17 protein-coding genes, 1 pseudogene and 2 riboswitches are annotated in these 18428 nt (G+C 74.3%); of the genes and pseudogenes, 13 read left to right on the forward strand and 5 right to left on the reverse strand.

Features of this window, described 5'->3' with window-relative positions; translation table 11 throughout:
• Positions 1 to 377 precede the first annotated feature (377 nt).
• Positions 378 to 3230, forward strand: coding sequence for an Rne/Rng family ribonuclease (locus ASD06_RS19815; RefSeq protein WP_056673572.1), 2853 nt, complete (start codon positions 378 to 380; stop codon positions 3228 to 3230).
• Positions 3231 to 3251: 21 nt separating this feature from the next.
• Here the strand turns inward: ASD06_RS19815 and ASD06_RS04040 are convergent, their stop codons facing one another.
• The 4 genes and pseudogenes from ASD06_RS04040 to thiO form a co-directional block, all read right to left on the reverse strand.
• Entirely contained in the window at positions 3252 to 4220 is a 969-nt protein-coding gene (locus ASD06_RS04040) for an aldo/keto reductase (RefSeq protein WP_056673575.1), read from the reverse strand.
• A gap of 119 nt (positions 4221 to 4339) precedes the next feature.
• Positions 4340 to 5113 (reverse strand): annotated as a pseudogene (locus ASD06_RS19900) (thiazole synthase); the annotation flags it as partial.
• Positions 5106 to 5330, reverse strand: a complete 225-nt coding sequence (gene thiS / locus ASD06_RS04050) for a sulfur carrier protein ThiS (protein WP_056673577.1) — start codon at positions 5328 to 5330, stop codon at positions 5106 to 5108. The gene thiS and the pseudogene ASD06_RS19900, both read right to left, overlap by 8 nt.
• Positions 5327 to 6460, reverse strand: a complete 1134-nt coding sequence (thiO, locus tag ASD06_RS04055; RefSeq protein ID WP_082537689.1) for a glycine oxidase ThiO — start codon at positions 6458 to 6460, stop codon at positions 5327 to 5329. Before thiO ends, thiS begins: the two co-directional genes overlap by 4 nt.
• Positions 6453 to 6555: riboswitch (TPP riboswitch) on the reverse strand. Its footprint overlaps the gene before it by 8 nt.
• A gap of 28 nt (positions 6556 to 6583) precedes the next feature.
• On the opposite strand from thiO, the gene thiE reads away from it, so the two are divergent.
• The 9 genes from thiE (at position 6584) to ASD06_RS04100 (ending at position 15086) form a co-directional block, all read left to right on the forward strand.
• Positions 6584 to 7255, forward strand: a complete 672-nt coding sequence (gene thiE, locus ASD06_RS04060; protein WP_056673583.1) for a thiamine phosphate synthase — start codon at positions 6584 to 6586, stop codon at positions 7253 to 7255.
• 32 nt (positions 7256 to 7287) lie between these two features.
• Positions 7288 to 7383, forward strand: a riboswitch (TPP riboswitch).
• On the forward strand, positions 7376 to 8875 hold the full coding sequence (gene thiD / locus ASD06_RS04065; RefSeq protein ID WP_056673585.1) for a bifunctional hydroxymethylpyrimidine kinase/phosphomethylpyrimidine kinase: 1500 nt from the start codon (positions 7376 to 7378) through the stop codon (positions 8873 to 8875). It overlaps the preceding riboswitch by 8 nt.
• A gap of 138 nt (positions 8876 to 9013) precedes the next feature.
• Positions 9014 to 9322 carry a 50S ribosomal protein L21 gene (gene rplU / locus ASD06_RS04070; protein ID WP_056673589.1) on the forward strand — a complete coding sequence of 103 codons (309 nt, stop codon included), beginning with the start codon at positions 9014 to 9016 and terminating at the stop codon, positions 9320 to 9322.
• 54 nt (positions 9323 to 9376) lie between these two features.
• On the forward strand, positions 9377 to 9631 hold the full coding sequence (gene rpmA, locus ASD06_RS04075) for a 50S ribosomal protein L27 (RefSeq protein ID WP_056673592.1): 255 nt from the start codon (positions 9377 to 9379) through the stop codon (positions 9629 to 9631).
• 103 nt (positions 9632 to 9734) lie between these two features.
• On the forward strand, positions 9735 to 11315 hold the full coding sequence (gene obgE / locus ASD06_RS04080; RefSeq protein ID WP_082537697.1) for a GTPase ObgE: 1581 nt from the start codon (positions 9735 to 9737) through the stop codon (positions 11313 to 11315).
• A gap of 10 nt (positions 11316 to 11325) precedes the next feature.
• A complete protein-coding gene (gene proB, locus ASD06_RS04085) occupies positions 11326 to 12459 on the forward strand; it encodes a glutamate 5-kinase (protein WP_056673596.1) in 1134 nt (377 codons plus the stop codon).
• An 18-nt stretch (positions 12460 to 12477) separates the two neighbouring features.
• The gene (locus ASD06_RS04090) at positions 12478 to 12846 is read left to right on the forward strand and encodes a hypothetical protein (RefSeq protein ID WP_157371494.1); all 369 of its coding nucleotides are present in this window, start codon (positions 12478 to 12480) and stop codon (positions 12844 to 12846) included.
• 163 nt (positions 12847 to 13009) lie between these two features.
• Complete coding sequence (locus ASD06_RS04095; protein ID WP_082537698.1) at positions 13010 to 14323, forward strand: glutamate-5-semialdehyde dehydrogenase; 1314 nt, start codon at positions 13010 to 13012, stop codon at positions 14321 to 14323.
• Positions 14324 to 14393: 70 nt separating this feature from the next.
• The gene (locus ASD06_RS04100) at positions 14394 to 15086 is read left to right on the forward strand and encodes a bifunctional 2-polyprenyl-6-hydroxyphenol methylase/3-demethylubiquinol 3-O-methyltransferase UbiG (RefSeq protein ID WP_056673717.1); all 693 of its coding nucleotides are present in this window, start codon (positions 14394 to 14396) and stop codon (positions 15084 to 15086) included.
• Here ASD06_RS04100 and ASD06_RS04105 read toward each other — a convergent pair.
• On the reverse strand, positions 15026 to 16045 hold the full coding sequence (locus ASD06_RS04105; RefSeq protein WP_235502205.1) for a glycosyltransferase family 2 protein: 1020 nt from the start codon (positions 16043 to 16045) through the stop codon (positions 15026 to 15028). The two genes, ASD06_RS04100 and ASD06_RS04105, sit on opposite strands and share 61 nt — an antisense overlap.
• A 68-nt stretch (positions 16046 to 16113) precedes the next feature.
• Here ASD06_RS04105 and ASD06_RS18735 point away from each other — a divergent pair, with 68 nt between their 5' ends.
• The 3 genes from ASD06_RS18735 to ASD06_RS04115 are packed head-to-tail and all read left to right on the forward strand — an operon-like array spanning position 16114 to position 18404.
• A complete protein-coding gene (locus tag ASD06_RS18735) occupies positions 16114 to 16269 on the forward strand; it encodes a hypothetical protein (protein WP_157371495.1) in 156 nt (51 codons plus the stop codon).
• A 17-nt stretch (positions 16270 to 16286) separates the two neighbouring features.
• Positions 16287 to 16910: a nicotinate-nucleotide adenylyltransferase gene (gene nadD, locus ASD06_RS04110; protein ID WP_082537690.1), complete on the forward strand. Its 624-nt coding sequence runs from the start codon at positions 16287 to 16289 to the stop codon at positions 16908 to 16910.
• A 3-nt stretch (positions 16911 to 16913) separates the two neighbouring features.
• Positions 16914 to 18404, forward strand: a complete 1491-nt coding sequence (locus ASD06_RS04115; protein ID WP_056673602.1) for a LytR C-terminal domain-containing protein — start codon at positions 16914 to 16916, stop codon at positions 18402 to 18404.
• Positions 18405 to 18428: the final 24 nt, after the last annotated feature.

Below are 18428 nucleotides of genomic sequence, written 5' to 3' on the forward strand. Positions count from 1 at the left end.
TCCATGGCGTGGCGCGCGCCGGGTGCGATCCGTCAGGTATGCGATACTGCGGGTGGTCGAGCTGCACACCACACCTGCAGCTCGCCCCGACGACGTACCTGCCGCGCCCGCGCGGTGGCCGACCTCGGCGAAGCCGTCACCATCCCAGGTGACGCCGCCCGCCAGGGTCGCCGCCCGCAGCGCGACACGGCACCGGCCCGCTGGCGCCGTCGCGTACGACGCCGACGTCCGATGGCCCACGCGCTGCGCGCGACACCATCGAACGCAACGACACGACTTCCGTCGCCCTCGCAACCGCGGGGACGACGACGCAACCCGCTCCGTGCGGCGCTGGCAGGGTGTGGACGGCGCCCGGAGCCGACGGGAGCACACCCCCGATGACCGACATCACCCCCGAGGCAGGCCAGAGCGAGGGCACGCCGGCGGACGCCGTCACGCCCGCTGGGTCCGACGCCGCCGCACCGGCCAAGAAGGCCGCGCGCAAGCGTGCACCGCGCAAGAAGGCGGCCGCGACGCGGACCCCAGCCGACGCGCCCGACGCGGCCGGAGCGCCCGACGCGACCGCCACAGAGCCTGCCGCCGACGCCGCGCCCGAGCTCGCCGAGAACGACGCACCGGCCGCACCGGCCAAGAAGGCCGCCCGCAAGCGTGCCCCCCGCAAGAAGGCCGCTGCGCCCCAGGCCGAGCAGCTGGACCTCGAGGCGGCCGCCTCCGTCGCCGTCGCCGACACCGCGGGGCAGGCCCCGGCGACCGAGGCGACCGAGGAAACCGAGGCGATTGAGGCGGCCGAGGAAACCGACGAGACGGCCGACGAGACGGCTGACGAGACGGCCCGCCCGGGCGTGGCGGTCGTCTTCCAGGCCCCCGAGCCGGTGAAGGCGCCGCGCCGCCGCCGTCGGGCCCAGGCCCCCGAGGGGCCGCCGGCGCACGAGCAGGCACCGGCGGATGCCGAGACCCAGCCCAGCGCCAGCGCGCCGGCCGAGACAAGCGCCCAGACGAGCGCCGAGACGAGCGCCGAGCCGACCGCTGAGCCGGCGACCGATCAGCCCTCCGGTGAGGAGACCGGCGAGGGCAGCGAAGGCGGGCGCAAGCGCCGCCGCCGCGGAGGTCGTGGGCGCAAGGGTCGAGGCGGCGAGGAGTCAGCCGAGCAGAGCGCAGACGACACGACCGGCGGCCAGGGTGCCGCGAAGGCTGACACGGCCGAGAAGGCCGAGAAGGCCGACGAGGAGTCGGCGTCGAAGGGCGAGCAGGCCGAGGCCGAGGACGAGGGCGGTTCGGCGTCCAGCCGCCGTCGCCGCCGTCGTCGCCGTCGCGCCGGCTCGGGCGACGACACCCACGAGGACGAGCCCGGCACGGTCACCAAGGTGCGCCAGCCGCGCAAGGCTGAGGACGAGGTGGCCTCGGTCAAGGGCTCGACGCGCCTGGAGGCCAAGAAGCAGCGCCGCCGCGACGGCCGCGAGGCCGGCCGCCGCAAGCCGGTGATCACCGAGGCCGAGTTCCTCGCCCGCCGTGAGGCCGTCGAGCGCACGATGATCGTGCGCGAGCGCGAGGGCCGCACCCAGATCGCCGTGCTCGAGGACGACGTGCTCGTGGAGCACTACGTCGCCAACGAGACCAACGCCTCGATGATCGGCAACGTCTACCTCGGTCGCGTCCAGAACGTGCTGCCGAGTATGGAGGCCGCGTTCATCGACATCGGCAAGGGCCGCAACGCGGTCCTGTACGCCGGTGAGGTGAACTGGGACGCCGCCGGCCTCGAGGGGCAGCCACGGCGCATCGAGGCGGCGCTGAAGTCCGGTGACCAGGTGCTCGTGCAGGTCACGAAGGACCCGATGGGTCACAAGGGCGCCCGGCTCACGAGCCAGATCTCGCTGCCGGGCCGCTACCTGGTCTACGTGCCGAACGGTTCGATGACCGGCATCTCGCGCAAGCTGCCCGACACCGAGCGGTCGCGGCTGAAGAAGATCCTCAAGGCCGTCGTCCCCGAGCACGCCGGCGTCATCGTGCGCACGGCCGCCGAGGGCGCGAGCGAGGAGGAGCTGCAGCGCGACGTCGAGCGCCTCACCGCGCAGTGGGCCGACATCGAGAAGAAGTCCTCGTCGTCGTCCGGCGGCTCCGCGCCGAAGCTGCTGCACGGCGAGCCCGACCTCACCGTGCGGGTGATCCGCGACGTGTTCAACGAGGACTTCAAGAGCCTCGTGGTGAGCGGGCGCAGCGCCTGGGACGTGGTGCAGCCTTACCTCGCGTCCGTGGCACCCGATCTCGCCGAGCGCGCCTCGCGCTGGACGGCGGAGGGCGACGTCTTCGCCGCGCACCGGGTCGACGAGCAGCTGGCCAAGGCCATGGACCGCAAGGTCTGGCTGCCCAGCGGGGGCTCGCTGGTGATCGACCGCACCGAGGCGATGACGGTCGTCGACGTCAACACCGGCAAGTTCACCGGCAGCGGGGGCAACCTCGAGGAGACGGTGACCCGCAACAACCTCGAGGCCGCCGAGGAGATCGTTCGCCAGCTCCGGCTGCGCGACATCGGCGGCATCATCGTCGTCGACTTCATCGACATGGTGCTCGAGACCAACCGCGACCTCGTGCTGCGCCGGCTGCTGGAGTGCCTCGGGCGCGACCGCACCAAGCACCAGGTGGCCGAGGTGACCTCGCTGGGACTGGTGCAGATGACGCGCAAGCGCGTCGGCCAGGGCCTGCTCGAGGTGTTCAGCGAGCCGTGCGAGCACTGCAACGGCCGCGGCATCGTGGTCCACGCCGAGCCGGTGCAGGCCAGGGGCAACGGCGGGGGCAACAGCGGGGGCAACAGCGGCGGCAACAGCGGGGGCAACAGCGGCGGGAAGGCCGAGTCGAAGAGCGATGGCGGCTCGAGCGGCTCCGGCCGGTCGCGCCGCGGTCGGGGCAAGAGCAGCGAGCCGGCGGAGCCGGCGGCCGCCGCGCCGCCGCGCCAGCCGATCCCGGCCGGCCTGGTCGCCTCTCTGGCCCACCACCACGACGAGCACCACGAGCACGCCGGCGCGGTGCACGAGCACGCTGAGGCTGAGCAGGTCGAGGCCCAGCACGCTGTGGCCGAGCAGGTCGAGGCCCAGCACGCGGTGGCCGAGCAGGCTCCCACGGGCCAGCCCGCAGAGCCCGAGCAGACCGCAGAGCCCGAGCAGCAGCCCGAGAAGCCGGCCCGCCGGCGTCGCCGGGCGTCCGCACCCGCCGGTCCGCCGACCGCCGCCTCCTGAGGGCGGCGGCCGGCCCGGCGCTCAGTAGCCGGCGATCGGCCGCGGGGCGTACGGCGCGGCCAACCGCGCCAGCTCGTCGTCGCTGAGCCGCAGGTCGACGGCGGCGACGGCGTCGGCGAGGTGCTGGGCCTTGGTGGCGCCGACGATCGGCGCCGTGACGACCGGCTGCTGCAGCAGCCAGGCCAGGGCCACCTGCGCCTGGCTCACGCCGCGCTCGCCCGCCACGGCCGCGACCTGCTCGACGATGGCGCGGTCCTGCTCGCCGTAGAGGGTCTTGCCGAACTCGTCGGTGCGGCTGCGGGCGGTGGCGGTGTCCCACGGGCGGGTGAGCAGCCCGCGGGCGAGCGGGCTCCAGGGGATCACGCCGACGCCCTGGTCGGCGCACAGCGGCAGCATCTCGCGCTCCTCCTCGCGGTAGACGAGGTTGTAGTGCGGTTGCATGCTCACGAACGGCGTCCAGCCCTCGCGCTCGGCGACGTGCTGGGCCTTGGCGAACTGCCACGCTGCCATCGACGAGGCGCCGAGGTAGCGAGCCTTGCCCGCTCGCACGACGTCGTGCAGCGCCTCCATCGTCTCCTCGATCGGCGTGTGGGCGTCCCACCGGTGGATCTGGTAGAGGTCGACGTAGTCGGTGCCGAGGCGGCGCAGGCTGTGGTCGATCTCGGTGAGGATCGCCTTGCGGGACAGGCCGGCGCCGTTCGGCCCGGGGCGCATGCGCCCGTGCACCTTGGTGGCGATGACGACGTCGTCGCGGTCGGCCATCTCGGCGAGGGCGCGGCCGACGATCTGCTCGCTCGTGCCCGCTGAGTACACGTTGGCGGTGTCGAAGAACGTGATGCCCGCCTCGAGCGCCTGCCGGATGAAGGGACGCGACGTCTCCTCGTCGAGCGTCCACTCGTGGTTGCCGGCGTGCGGGTCGCCGTAGCTCATGCAGCCGAGCGCGATGCGCGAGACCTGCAGTCCGGTGCGACCGAGCGGGACGTACTCCACGGGCTACCTCCGAGCACTGGCGCACCCGGGTGGTGCGCGACCCGTCCAGGCTGCCACCCAGCGCCGACACCCGCCGTCCGAGCCCCCCACCGTGCACTTCGGGTCCGAAGTGCACGNNNCGACGACGCGAGCGCCGACCAGCGCTGCGGGATGCGTCCGGCCAGGCGCGCCAGCCGCCCGGCGTGCACCGCGGCTGCCATGGCGGCCGCCATGCGGACGGGGTCCTGGGCCCGTGTCACGGCCGACGCGACGAGCACCGCGTCGCACCCCAGCTCCATGGCGCGGGCCGCGTCGCTGGCCGTCCCGATGCCGGCGTCCAGCACCACGGGCACCTGCGCCTGCTCGGCGATGAGCGCGATGTGGTGCGGGTTGAGCACGCCGAGCCCGGAGCCGATGGGCGCGCCACCCGGCATCACGGCCGCCACGCCGACGTCCTGCAAACGCGCGGCGAGCACAGGGTCGTCGGTGGTGTAGGCCAGGACGACGAACCCGGCCGCGACGAGCCGCTCGGCGCCGTCGAGCAGCTCGACCGGGTCGGGCAGCTGCAGCCGGTCGTCGGCCACGATCTCGAGCTTGACCCAGTCGGTGCCGACGAGCTCTCGGCCCAGCTCGGCCGTCAGGAGCGCCTCGGCCGCGGTGCGGCAGCCGGCCGTGTTCGGCACCACGTGCAGCCCGCGAGCCCGCGCCACGTCGAGCACCGAGCGCGCGCCCGTTCCCCCCGAGGCACCCGTCGGCACGCGCCGGATCGCCACGGTCGTGAGCTCGGTGCCTGACGCCGCCAGCGCCTCGTCGAGCACCTCCAGGCTCGGGGCGCCGCCGGTGCCCAGCACCAGTCGCGAGGTGAGGGGGCGCCCGGCGATGGTCAGGACGTCGCCCGGCGTCGGCTCAGCCACCCTGCACCGCCGTGACGATCTCGACGACGTCGCCGGCGCGCACCGTCGTGACCGGCCAGGCGCTGCGCGCTACGACCGACGCGTTGAGCGCCACGGCGATGCCCGCCGGGTCGGTGCCCGCGCTGCGGACGACGTCGGCCAGCGCGGCGCCGGCCCCGACGGGCACCGGGTGGCCGTTCACGGTGACGGTGCCGTCAGGTGATGGTCGGTCGGTCATGCGTGGGCCTCCTGGAGGGTGAAACGGCGTGGACCGAGCTGTTGCCACAGCGCCGACGGCGGATGGCCCGCGACCTGTCTGGCCACCTCTTCCCCGGTGACGCCGCTGAGCAGGATCCCGTTGCGGTAGTGGCCGGTGGCGACGAACAGCCCGGGCACCGCCGACCAGCCGACGACCGGCGCGTTGTCGGGAGTCCCTGGGCGCAGCCCGGTCGACACCTCCGCGAGCGCCAGCTCGTCGACGATCGGCAGCACCTCGTGGGCGTCGCGCAGCAGGCCGCGCACCGCGGCGACGACCACCGTGTCGTCGAGGCCCTGGTGCTCGACGGTGGCGCCCACGACGAGCTCGCCGTCGGCGCGGGGCACGAGGTAGACCTCGCGGCCGTGCACGAGCGCCCGCACGGTGTGGGTGAGGGCCGGCGGTCCGTGACGGCCGGGCTGGGGGCGTAGCCGCAGCACGTGGCCCTTCACCGGCACCACGGGTGGCAGGGCGTGCTCGGGCACGCCGTCGACGACACTGCTGCGCGCCCCTGCGGCCAGCACCACGACGTCGGCGCGCACCTCGTCGACTCCCACGGCCACCCCGACCGCCCGCCCCGCGTCGACCTGCAGCCGTGCCGGGCCGCCAGTCAGCATCTCGGCGCCCGCCGCGCGAGCCTGGGCGCGTAGCGCGGCGCGCACGGCGCGGTTGTCGACCGACAGGTCGTCGGCGGCCAGCAGCGCGCCGCCCACCGACGCCGCGAGGAAGGGCTCGCGCTCGCGGGTGTCGCGCCGCGTGAGCTGCTCGGTGCGCAGTCCGAGACCGTCGCGGTAGGTGGTGAGACGAGCCAGCTCCGCGCGGTCGTCGGCGGTGAGCCCGACGCTGAGCGTGCCCTCGTGCCGCACCGGGACGACCTCGCTGCCGCCGAGCTCGTCGACGTACGACGGGTAGGTGGCGACCGCGTGACAGGCCAGTCGCAGCAAGGGCTCCTCGCCGAACGCGGCCTCGGTGACCGGGGCGAGCATGCCCGCCGCCACGTCGCTGGCCGCGGGGCCGCCGTCGTCGACCACCGTCACCTCGGCTCCCTGCTGGGCGAGCCGCCAGGCGCACGACAGGCCGATGACGCCGGCACCGATGACGACGACGTCCACGGCGGTAGCTCCCTTCGCCGGCATGACCCGGAGCAGGTTCGACGGTCGGTGCGGGCGCACCCTCTCAGCCCGTGCGGGCTCCCGTGCTTCGAGGCCGACCCTAGCGCCTGGTTGGATCGGCGCGTGACCCGCACCGAGACCGAACCCAGGCCGCGCACCGCTCGATCGCGTCGACTCGACGCGGCGAGGCTCTACCTGTGCACCGACGCCCGACGCGAGCGCGGCGACCTCGAGCCGTTCCTCGACGCCGTCCTCGGCGCCGGCGTCGACGTCGTGCAGCTGCGCGAGAAGCACCTGGAGGCCGCCGAGGAGCTCGACCTGCTGGCGACCTTCGCGGCGGCCTGCCGGCGCCACGGTGCGTTGCTCGCGGTCAACGACCGCGCCGACCTGGCGGTGACCGCGGGCGCCGACGTCCTGCACGTCGGGCAGCGCGACCTCACGCCGGCGCAGGCGCGCGCGGTGGTCGGGCCGGACGTGATCATCGGTCGCAGCACGCACGACCCTCAGCAGGCCGCGCAGGCCGCCGACGACCACGACGTCGACTACTTCTGCACCGGGCCGGTCTGGACCACGCCCACCAAGCCGGGGCGGGCGGCGACCGGGCTCGACCTGCCGCGAGCCGCGGCGGCCGCCGAGCCGGCGAAGCCGTGGTTCGCCATCGGCGGCATCGACGAGCGGCGGCTGCCGGAGGTGCTGGCGGCGGGCGCGCGGCGGGTCGTCGTCGTCCGCGCTGTGACGCAGGCGGTCGACCCGGCTGCGGCCGTCCGCGCGCTGCGGGCGCACCTGACCCCCTGAGGGTCGCGGTCGCGACCCTCGCTACGGTGGCTGGCAGTGACACGGGGTGCTCCGTCGCGGAGCTGAGATGAGACCCGTCGAACCTGATCTAGCTAGGACTAGCGAAGGGATCGTCACGCGATGACGCGTACTGCCACACCCACCCGACCCGTCAGCGTGCTGGCCGTTGCCGGCAGCGACCCCAGCGGGGGAGCGGGCATCCAAGCCGACCTGAAAACCGTTGCCGCGCATGGCGGTTACGGCATGAGCGCCATCACGGCACTCACCGCGCAGAACACCCAGGGCGTGCGTGCCGTGCACGTTCCCCCGGCGAGCTTCCTGCGCGAGCAGCTCGACGCGCTGTCCGACGACGTGCGCATCGACGCGGTGAAGATCGGCATGCTGGGCACCGCCGAGGTCGTCGACGTGGTGGCCGACTGGCTCGCGCGCCAGGCCCCGCGGTACGTCGTCCTCGACCCCGTGATGGTCTCGCAGTCCGGTCACCGGCTGCTGCCCGCGGACGCCGTCAGCGCGCTGCGCGACCGGCTGCTCGAGTGCGCCGACGTCGTGACGCCCAACCTGCCCGAGCTGGCCGACCTGCTCAGGTGCGCCGAGGCGACGTGCTGGCAGGACGCGCTGACCCAGGGCCGTGAGCTGGCCCGCCGCCACCAGGTGCACGTGCTGGTGAAGGGCGGCCACCTCGGTGGCCCGCTCAGCCCCGACGCCCTCGTGGACGCCGACGGCACGGTGCACGAGCTGCGCGGCCACCGGGTCGCCACGCCGCACACGCACGGCACCGGGTGCACGCTGTCGACCGCGGTGGCGACCCTGCGGCCCAGCCGCCCGAGCTGGTACGAAGCCGTGCGTGACGCCAAGGCGTGGCTGGCCGGCGCGATCGAGGCCGGTGCGGGACTCGAGATCGGGCAGGGCGCCGGGCCGGTCGACCACCTGCACGACACCGTGCCGTCGTCCGGGCGGTCCTTCACGACGCAGGCGTGGGACGCCACCGCCGCGGTGCGCGCCGCGATCGACGACCTGCCGTTCGTGCAGGCGCTGGCCGACGGCACGCTGCCCGAGCCGGTGTTCGCCGAGTACCTGCGCCAGGACGGGCTCTACCTGCAGCAGTACGCCCGGGCCCTGGCGACGCTGGCCGCGCTCGCCCCGGACGCTGACCAGCAGCTGTGGTGGGCGCAGTCGGCCCAGCAGGCCCTCGCCGTCGAGCGCCAGCTGCACGAGTCCTGGGTCGACGTGCCGGACGCCGACCCGGCCCTCGACGTGCCGGCGGCCTCGGCCGCCTGCACCGCCTACACCTCCTACCTGCTCGCCGTGGCCCAGCGCGGCGACTACGCCGAGCTGCTCGCCGCCGTCCTGCCGTGCTTCTGGGTGTACGCCGACGTGGGGGAGCGGCTGCTCGAGCGCACGCGCGACCAGCCCGACCACCCCTACCGGCGCTGGATCGACCAGTACGGCGACACCGCCTTCGCCGCTCGCACGATCGAGGCGCGCGAGATGGCCGACCGGGCGGCGGCGTGCTCGGGCCCGGCCACCCGCGCGCGTATGCTGGAGGCGTTCGGGACGGCCACGCGCTACGAGTGGATGTTCTGGGACGCCCCCTGGCAGGGGGTGCACTGGCCGGTTTGACCCGGCCCCGCGCCCCTGCGGTACCCTGATGAGTCGGTGCGCTCCGCGCGCGCCTCCCTGTGCTCGCCTCTCGTGCGGCTTCGCCGCTGGTGGCGCGCGCCTGGGCCCTTAACGAACGTCGAGAGAAGTGAGCTTCACGTGTACGCGATCGTCCGCGCTGGCGGCCGTCAGGAGAAGGTGTCCGTCGGCGACGTCCTGGTCATCGACAAGGTCGAGGGCAAGGCGGGTGACACCCTCGAGCTGGCGCCCCTGCTGCTCGTCGACGGCGACACCGTGACCAGCGACGCCGCGAAGCTCGCCAAGGTCAAGGTCACCGCCGAGCTCGTCTCCCCGGAGAAGGGCCCCAAGATCACGATCATGAAGTTCAAGAACAAGACCGGTTACCGCAAGCGTCAGGGTCACCGTCAGCACCTCACCCGCGTCAAGGTCACCGGCATCGAGGCCTGAGCCTCCGCTCCGGCTCACTCCCAGGCCCTCCGTCCCCACAAGGCAGGCACTCTCATGGCACACAAGAAGGGCGCGTCGTCCACGCGCAACGGTCGCGACTCCAACGCCCAGCGCCTCGGCGTGAAGCGCTACGGCGGCCAGGTCGTCGGCGCGGGCGAGATCATCGTGCGTCAGCGCGGCACCCACTTCCACCCCGGTGTCGGTGTGGGCCGCGGCGGCGACGACACGCTGTTCGCACTGGTCGAGGGTGCGGTCACCTTCGGCACGAAGCGCGGTCGCAAGACCGTCAGCATCGTCCCGCAGGCCTGAGCGGCCCGCAGCAGACTGAACCTCGTCGAGGGGGTGGGCCGGTCACGGCCCACCCCCTCGACTCGTGTCCAGCCCCCACCGACTCCACCTGAAGGAGGTCACCGTGACGTCGTTCATCGACCACGTCGTTCTGCACGTCGCCGCTGGTGACGGTGGCAACGGCTGCGCCTCGATCCACCGCGAGAAGTTCAAGCCGCTCGGCGGCCCGGACGGCGGCAACGGCGGTCGCGGCGGCGACGTCGTGCTCGTCGTCGACCCCAACACCACCACGCTGCTCGACTACCACCACAGCCCGCACCGCAAGGCCAGCAGCGGCAAGGCCGGTCAGGGCTCGAACCGCGACGGCGCGGACGGCCAGGACGTCGTGCTCCCCGTGCCCGACGGCACCGTGGTGAAGTCCGCGGACGGCGAGGTGCTGGCCGACCTCGTGGGCGCCGGCACCCGCTTCGTGCTGGCGCGCGGCGGACGGGGTGGCCTCGGCAACGCGGCGCTGGCCTCGGCTCGGCGCAAGGCGCCGGGCTTCGCGCTGCTGGGTGAGCCCGGCGACGCCGGCGACATCGTCCTCGAGCTGAAGTCGCTCGCCGACGTCGCGCTCGTCGGCTACCCCAGCGCCGGCAAGTCGAGCCTGGTCGCAGCCATGTCGGCGGCGCGCCCCAAGATCGCCGACTACCCGTTCACCACGCTCGTGCCCAACCTCGGCGTCGTGCAGGCCGGTGACGTGCGGTTCACCATGGCCGACGTCCCCGGTCTGATCCCCGGTGCCAGCGAGGGCAAGGGGCTGGGCCTGGAGTTCCTGCGCCACGTCGAGCGGTGCTCGGTGCTCGTGCACGTCGTCGACTGCGCCACGCTGGAACCGGATCGTGACCCGCTCAGCGACCTCGACGTCATAGAAGCCGAGCTCGCGGCGTACACGGTCGACGAGACGCTGGGTGGGCGCCCGCTCACCGAGCGCCCGCGCGTCGTGGTGCTCAACAAGGCCGACGTGCCGGACGCCGTCGAGCTGGCCGAGATGGTGCGGCCCGACCTCGAGGCGCGCGGCCTGACGGTGCACGTCGTGAGCGCTGCGACCCACCAGGGGCTGCGCGAGCTGGGCTTCACGCTGGCCGGGCTGGTGGCCGCTGCGCGCGCCGAGCGGTCGATCGACGTCGCGCCGCGGGTGGTGCTGCGCCCCAAGGCGGTCGACGACACCGGGTTCGAGGTGGTCACCGAGGCCGGCGACGACGGCCCGCGGTTCCGCATCGTCGGCGAGCGCCCGCTGCGCTGGGTGCGCCAGACCGACTTCGCCAACGAGGAGGCCGTGGGCTACCTCGCCGACCGCCTCGCCCGCCTGGGCATCGAGGACGCGCTGTTCAAGGCCGGTGCGACGCCGGGCGCCGAGGTCGTGATCGGGCCGGGCGACGACGCGGTCGTCTTCGACTGGGAGCCCACCATGACCGCCGGCGCCGAGCTGCTCGCCGGGCCGCGCGGCACCGACCTGCGCCTCGGCACCGAGGACTCGCGTCCGACGCGCCAGGCCAAGCGCGAGGCCTTCGAGCGGCGCCGTTCGGCGCGTGACGCCGCCCGCGACGAGATCGCCGCCGAGCGGGCCGCCGGACGCTGGACCGACCCCGACGGCATCGACCACAGCGACGACCACTCCGGCGACCACAGCGACGACCACCCCGGCGACGGCTCCGAGCACTAGGCCCGACCCCGTGACCCCGCCTGCGCACCTGACGCGACGCGCCGACCTCGCGCGGGCTCAGCGCGTCGTGGTGAAGATCGGGTCGAGCTCGCTCACCACCTCCGACGGCCGGGTCGACGACGCGCGGGTGACGGCGCTGACGAGCGTGCTGGCGGCCCGCCGGGCGGCGGGCCTCGAGGTCGTGCTGGTGTCGTCAGGTGCCATCGCGGCGGGGCTGGAGCCGCTCGGCCTGCCCCGCAGGCCGCGCGACCTCGCCACGCAGCAGGCGGCGGCGAGCGTGGGCCAGGGCCTGCTCGTCGCGCGCTATGCCACGGCGTTCGCCGCGCACGGCCTCGGGGTGGGTCAGGTCCTGCTCACGGCCGAGGACGTCATCCGCCGCAGCCACTACGCCAACGCCCAGCGCACCCTCTACCGGCTGCTGCAGCTCGGCGTCGTGCCCGTCGTCAACGAGAACGACACCGTGGCCACCGACGAGATCCGGTTCGGCGACAACGACCGGCTCGCGGCGCTCGTCGCGCACCTCGTGCACGCCGACGCCCTGGTGCTGCTCACCGACGTCGACGCGTTGTACGACCGCGCGCCGAGCAGGCCCGGTGCCCAGCGCGTGGCCAGCGTGAGCCGGCCCGACGACCTCGACGGCATCGCGCTCGGGTCGTCCGGCAGCCGCGTCGGCACCGGTGGCATGGTCACCAAGGTCGAGGCGGCCGCCATCGCCACGACCGCCGGGATCGCGACGCTGCTCACCAGCGCCGAGCAGGCGGCAGACGCGCTGGCCGGTGCCGACGTCGGCACGTGGTTCGCGCCCACGGGCTCGCGGCGGGCCAGCCGCTTGCTCTGGCTGGCCCACGCCACCCGGCCGCGAGGTCAGCTCACCCTGGACGCCGGCGCCGTCGCGGCGGTGGTCGAGCGGCGCCTGTCGCTGCTGCCGGCCGGGGTCAGCGCCGTCACCGGGGAGTTCGCGGCAGGAGATCCGGTCGACCTGTGTGACGAAAACGGCCACGCCGTGGCCCGCGGACTGGTCAACTATGCAAGTGCAGAGCTCCCCGGTCTCCTGGGCCGTTCGACCCGAGAGCTGGCTCGTGAGCTCGGACCCGCGTACGAGCGCGAGGTCGTCCACCGCGACGACCTGGTGCTGCTGCGCTGACGCTGGAAGGAAGTGGCGGTGAAGGGCCTCGAGCAGGCGCCGGAGTCGGCGATGCCGCTGTGGCACGTGACCTTGACGGTCGCCGGCGAGCCGGTGCCGGCAGCGCAGCTACGGGACGCGCTCGAGCAGCTGGTGCACGAGCGGCCGTTTATGCTCGCCGTCCGCTACGCCGACGACCGCGCCGAGCTGCGGTACTGGGACGAGGCCGAGGACGTCGACGACGCGGCCGCCATGGCGCTGCGCATCTGGGCCGAGCACCGCGCGAGCTGCGGCCTGCCGCCCTGGCGCGTGGTCGGCGTCGAGGTGATCGATCGCGACACCGTGCACGCTCGCGGCGCGGACCGCCCGCAGACCCCGCTCATCGCCGCCGGCGTCACCCCCCTCTGACCACCCCGCCCTCCGGCCACCCCGCCCCCTGCGAAGTTGATCACGTTCAGTGGGCGACACTCCGCTTGCCCAGGGTTGCACCCCTCGACAAGTGGGCGGAACCCTCGACCAGCCTGTGGTCAGGCCCTTCGGTGCACCGCTGCCCGCGCGTAGCCTGGCTCGCATGGCGAGCACCTCTGAGCTGAGCCCCCCCGTCAGCCCGCCCGACGCCGGGTCGCGCGAGCAGGTGCTGGCCGCCTGCCGCGCGGCGCGCGAGGCCTCCCGCGCCGTCCGGCCGCTCACCCGCGCCGCCAAGGACGCCCTGCTGCTGGCGATGGCGGACGCGCTCGTGGCCGCCACCTCCGACGTCGTGGCGGCCAACGCCGCTGACCTCGAACGCGGCCGGCAGTCCGGCCTCACCGCCGGGCTGCTCGACCGGCTGCGCCTCGACGACGCCCGCGTGGTGGGCGTCGCCGACGCGCTGCGCGAGCTGGCCGCGCTGCCCGATCCCGTCGGCGAGGTGGTGCGCGGGCAGCGGCTCGCCAACGGCCTGGAGGTGCGCCAGACCCGCGTGCCCATGGGCGTCGTCGCGATGGTCTACGAGGCGCGCCCGAACGTCACGGTCGACGCCGCCGGCCTGGCGCTCAAGAGCGGCAACGCCGTGGTGCTGCGCGGCGGCTCGGCGGCCGAGCACACCAACCGCGGGCTGGTCGCGGTGCTGCGCCGCTGCCTGGCCGAGGCCGGTCTGCCGGCCGACGCCGTCACGCTGCTCGACGGCGGCGGCCGCGAGGCGGTGCACCACCTGATGACGGCGCGGGGGCTGGTCGACGTCCTGATCCCGCGCGGGGGAGCGGACCTGATCCGCACCGTCGTCGAAGGCTCCACGGTGCCGGTGATCGAGACCGGCGTCGGCAACTGCCACGTGTACGTCGACGCCGCCGCCGATCTCGACCAGGCCGTCGCCATAGCCTTGAACTCCAAGGTGCACCGCCCGAGCGTGTGCAACGCGGCCGAGAGCCTGCTCGTGCACCGCGACGTCGCCGACGCGTTCTTGGCCGCCGCGCTGCCGCGGCTGGTCGAGGCGGGTGTGCGGCTGCACGGCGACGACGCGACGCAGGCCTCGGCCACGACGTCCGGTGTCGTCGTGGAGCCGGCCACCGACGACGACTGGGCGCGCGAGTACCTCAGCCTCGACCTCGCGGTGCGCGTGGTCGGCTCGATCGACGAGGCGCTCGCGCACATCCGCCGCTGGTCGAGCGGGCACACCGAGGCGATCGTCACCCAGGACCTCTCCGCGAGCCGCCGCTTCGTCGCCGAGGTCGACGCCGCGGCGGTGATGGTCAACGCCTCCACGCGTTTCACGGACGGCGGTCAGCTGGGTCTCGGCGCCGAGATCGGCATCTCGACGCAGAAGCTGCACGCGCGCGGCCCGATGGGGCTCGCCGAGCTCACGACCACCACCTGGGTGGTCACGGGTGAGGGGCACGTCCGCAGCTGAGCACGGCCCCGGCCGCACCGAGTGGCGTCGCCGGGTCGTCGTCGACCGGCGACTGGCAGGATGGCCGACCGTGGAAGGCGCCGAAGTCCGCAAGCTGGCCGAGCTCGAGGACCACCACTGGTGGTACCGCGAGCGCCGGGTGCTGCTCGAGCGTGACCTGCGCGGTCTGCGCCCGGGCACCGCGCTGGACGTCGGAGCCGCCGGTGGCGGCAACACGCGGGTGCTGCGACGGCTGGGCTGGAACGCGATCGCGCTCGAGTACGGCCCGGAGGGCGCGCAGGTCGCCCACGAGCGCGGCCTGCCCACGCTGCGCGGTGACGCCACCGCCCTGCCGGTCGCGGACGCCTCGCTCGACCTCGTCGTGGCCTTCGACGTCCTCGAGCACCTCGACGACGACGACGCCGCGGTGCGCGAGGTGCGCCGGGTGCTGCGCCCGGGTGGGCGCTACCTGGTGGCCGTGCCGTGCGACCCGCGGCTGTGGTCGGCGCACGACGAGGCGGTGGGCCACGTGCGCCGCTACACCCGGGCCACGCTGAGCTCGCTGCTGGTGCGCGGGGGGTTCTCGCTCGGCCCGATGCGTTCGTGGAACGTGCTGCTGCGACCGGTGGTGTCGTTGCGCCGTCGCGCCAGCACGGGCAGCGACCTCGAGGCGCTGTCGCCCGTGGTCAACCTGGGCCTGCGCTCGATCATCACCGCCGAGCGCTACCTGCCGGTGCGCTCGCTGCCTGGGGTGTCGCTGATGGTCGAGGCCCGGCGTCCCTGACCGTCTGCGGTCGGCTGCTCGAGGGAGTCGTAGGCCACGAAGTACGAGGGCCGCCCCTGCAGCTGGGTGTACATGCGCCCGACGTACTCGCCGAGCACGCCCAGGGCCAGCAGCTGCACCGCGCCGACGGCCGCCACCACGACGAACGTGGAGGTCCAGCCGGGCGTGGTGTGCCCGGTGAGGAACGACACGAAGGCGTAGACCAGCAAGCCGACGGCCGCCACGCCACCGATCAGCCCGAACCAGGTCGCGAGGCGCAGGGGGGCGATCGAGAATCCCGTGATGCTGTCGAGGCTCAGTCGCAGCATCTTCGTGAAGGGGTACTTGGAGCGGCCCGCCGCCCGCGCCTCGCGCCGGTAGCCCACCGACGTGCTGGGAAAGCCGAGCGCCGGCACGACGAGCCGCAGCACCCTATGGTGCTCGGGCAGCACGTTGACGGCGTCGACGGTGGCCCGGCTCATCATCCGGAAGTCGCCGGCGTGCGACACCGCACCGTGCGCCGAGCGGCCGATCAGCCGGTAGAACAGCGCCGCGGTGCCGCGCTTGAAGGCCGAGTCGGTGCTGCGGTCGGTGCGCACGCCGTACACGACGTCGACCCCCTGCGAGCGAGCCGCCTGGAGCATCGCGGCGATGGTCTCGGGCGGGTCCTGCAGGTCGGCGTCGATGCTCACGACCCAGTCGCCGCGGGCACGCACCAGGCCGGCCGACAGCGCCGCCTGGTGCCCGCTGTTGGCGCGCAGCCGCACGACGCGCACGGCCGGCCACTCGCGGCGCATGCGCTCGAGCAGCACGGGTGTGGCATCGGTGCTGCCGTCGTCGACGGCCAGCACCTCGTAGGTCTCGCCGATGGCGTCCAGCGCCGGACGCAGGCGCTCGGCGAACAGCGGCAGCACCTCGGCCTCGTCGTACACGGGGACGACGACCGACAGCGTGGGCGCGTCGATGACCGGCTCCTTCACCGTCGTCGGGCGGGTTCTGTCAGACTGTACGCGGCAGCGCCCCCCTTCCCGCGTCCCGAGGAGCACCGATGTCGCAGGCCCTGGTCCTGGCCGCCACGACCCCCGAGCACACCACCCAGCTGCCGATGGCGCCGGAGATGTTCGGCGCCATCGCGATCATCGTGTTCGTGGCGCTGCTCGGCCTCACCTGGACCTTCCGCGGCTTCTCGAACAAGCACCGCTGAGCCGGATCGAGCCGGGCATGAGCCCTGACGGGCCCCGGCGCCGGCGCCGGGTGGGGGTCATGGGTGGCACCTTCGACCCCATCCACCACGGCCACCTCGTCGCCGCGAGCGAGGTCGCGAGCCTCTACCACCTCGACGAGGTCGTGTTCGTGCCCACGGGGCAGCCGTGGCAGAAGGACGACCGCGAGGTGAGCCCGGCCGAGCTGCGCTACCTCATGACCGTCATCGCGACGGCCTCCAACCCGCGTTTCACGGTGAGCCGCGTCGACGTCGACCGCCCCGGCCCGACGTACACGATCGACACGCTGCGCGACCTGCGCCGCGAGCAGCCGGACTCCGACCTGTTCTTCATCACCGGTGCCGACGCGCTCGCGCAGATCCTGTCGTGGAAGGACGTCGACGAGCTGTTCGACCTCGCGCAGTTCGTAGGGGTCACCCGGCCTGAGCACGAGCTCAGCGGCGCCGGCCTGCCCCCCGACCGCGTGGGCCTCATGCCGGTGCCCGCCATGGCGATCTCGTCCACCGACTGCCGCGACCGCGTCCGGCGCGGCGAGCCGGTGTGGTATCTCGTGCCGGACGGCGTCGTGCAATTCATTGCCAAGTACGGGCTCTACCGAACGGGTGAACCTGCCGAGAGATAGGTCGTGGCAGACCTGCTCGTGCCGAACGGCGACACCGACCGACCGTGGGACGGCCCTGAGGGCGTCCCCGCGCCCGGGGAGGAGTCGGCGTCCCCAGGCGGACCCAAGATCGCTCTGGCCGAGGTGCCCGACTGGGTGATCGAGCAGGTCGACCAGGTCAGCTACCCCACCCGCATGGCTCGCCGGCGCGCGCTCGAGGCGGCGCGGATCAGCGACGGGTGGGACCCCGCCCCGCACATCACGGCGCCGCTGCTCGAGCGGGTCGAGGTCGAGCTCGAGCGCTACCCCGACTCCGTGGACGGCTCCGCGCAGGTGCTGCCCAGCGAGCCGACGCGCGCACGCCGGCCCTGGCGGTGGGTCGCGGCCGTGGCCGCAGGCGCCCTGCTCGTCGCCGGCGGGGGCTTCGTGCTCACCCATCGCGGCGGAGGGCCGGCCCAGCAGACCGCCTCCGCGTCGAGCGCACCGTCGCAGCAGGTGGTGGCGCTGGCCATCGCGCGCGACGGGCAGCTCACCGGCGTCTCGCTGCTCGCCGCCGGCCGCGAGGACGGCGACGCCCAGCAGGTGCTGGTGCCCAGCCGGCTGCTGCTCGACGTGCCCGGTGCGGGCCGTATGCCGGTGGCGCAGTCCCTGGCCCCGGGCGCGTCGGCTCCAGGTGCCGCCATCGCCGACGCGCTCGAGATCAAGCTCGCCGGCACGTGGGTGCTCGACGCCGCCCAGCTGGCGACGCTCGTCGACGGTTTGGGTGGCCTCACGGTCGACGTCGACGTCGACGTGCCCGCGAGCGCTCGCGAGGGCGCGGCGCTGCTCGCCTCGGCCGGAGCGGGCCAGCACCTGGGCGGCACGCAGGCGGCCGCCTACGCGACGCTGCTGGTGGGTGACGAGCCGGAGGCGGCGCGCCTGGCGCGTCAGGAGCGGGTGGTCACGGCCCTGCTGGCGGCGCTGCCGACGGACGCCGCGCAACGGCGGGCCATGGTCGTCGGACTCGCTGGCGCGCCGCACGGGGCGTTGCTCGCGCGCGTCCTCGACGTCACCGGCGCCCTGCACGACCCCGCGGCGCGACAGGCGCTGGGCTCCACCGTCGTCCCGGTGCACGAGATCGACACCGGCGGCGCCGTGAGCGCCTACGGGCTCGACAGCGCGGCGGCCGCGACCATGGTGCAGGCTCGCCTGGCCGGCGCGGCGATCGCCGTCCCGCCCGGTGGCCGGCTGCGCGTGCTGGTGCAGAACGGCGACGGCGCTCCCGGCCTCGGCGACGCCGCGCGCTCCAAGCTCGTCGCCGCGGGCCTGAAGTACCTCGGCGGCGGCAACGTCGACGGCTTCGGGGTCCGGCAGACCATGGTGCTGCTGCCCGACGCCAGCTCGACCAGCCGGGCGCGGGGGATGGTGGTCACGCGCGCGCTTGGGCTGCCTGACTCGGCCCTGCGGATCAGCGACAGCTCGCCCACGGTGGCCGATGTGGTGGTCGTGCTGGGGCACGACTTCAAGGCCTCGTGAGAGGCTAGGGCGTCCGCCCAGCCC

It is taken from the genome of Angustibacter sp. Root456 (assembly GCF_001426435.1).
Lineage (GTDB): Bacteria > Actinomycetota > Actinomycetes > Actinomycetales > Angustibacteraceae > Angustibacter.

Excerpts from the sequence above, each read along its gene's own strand:
- ASD06_RS19815 (WP_056673572.1), top strand. The coding sequence starts at position 378 with ATGACCGACATCACCCCCGAGGCAGGCCAGAGCGAGGGCACGCCGGCG.
- thiS (WP_056673577.1), bottom strand. The coding sequence starts at position 5,330 with ATGACCGACCGACCATCACCTGACGGCACCGTCACCGTGAACGGCCAC.
- thiD (WP_056673585.1), top strand. The coding sequence starts at position 7,376 with ATGACGCGTACTGCCACACCCACCCGACCCGTCAGCGTGCTGGCCGTT.
- rpmA (WP_056673592.1), top strand. The coding sequence starts at position 9,377 with ATGGCACACAAGAAGGGCGCGTCGTCCACGCGCAACGGTCGCGACTCC.
- ASD06_RS04095 (WP_082537698.1), top strand. The coding sequence starts at position 13,010 with ATGGCGAGCACCTCTGAGCTGAGCCCCCCCGTCAGCCCGCCCGACGCC.
- ASD06_RS18735 (WP_157371495.1), top strand. The coding sequence starts at position 16,114 with ATGTCGCAGGCCCTGGTCCTGGCCGCCACGACCCCCGAGCACACCACC.
- nadD (WP_082537690.1), top strand. The coding sequence starts at position 16,287 with ATGAGCCCTGACGGGCCCCGGCGCCGGCGCCGGGTGGGGGTCATGGGT.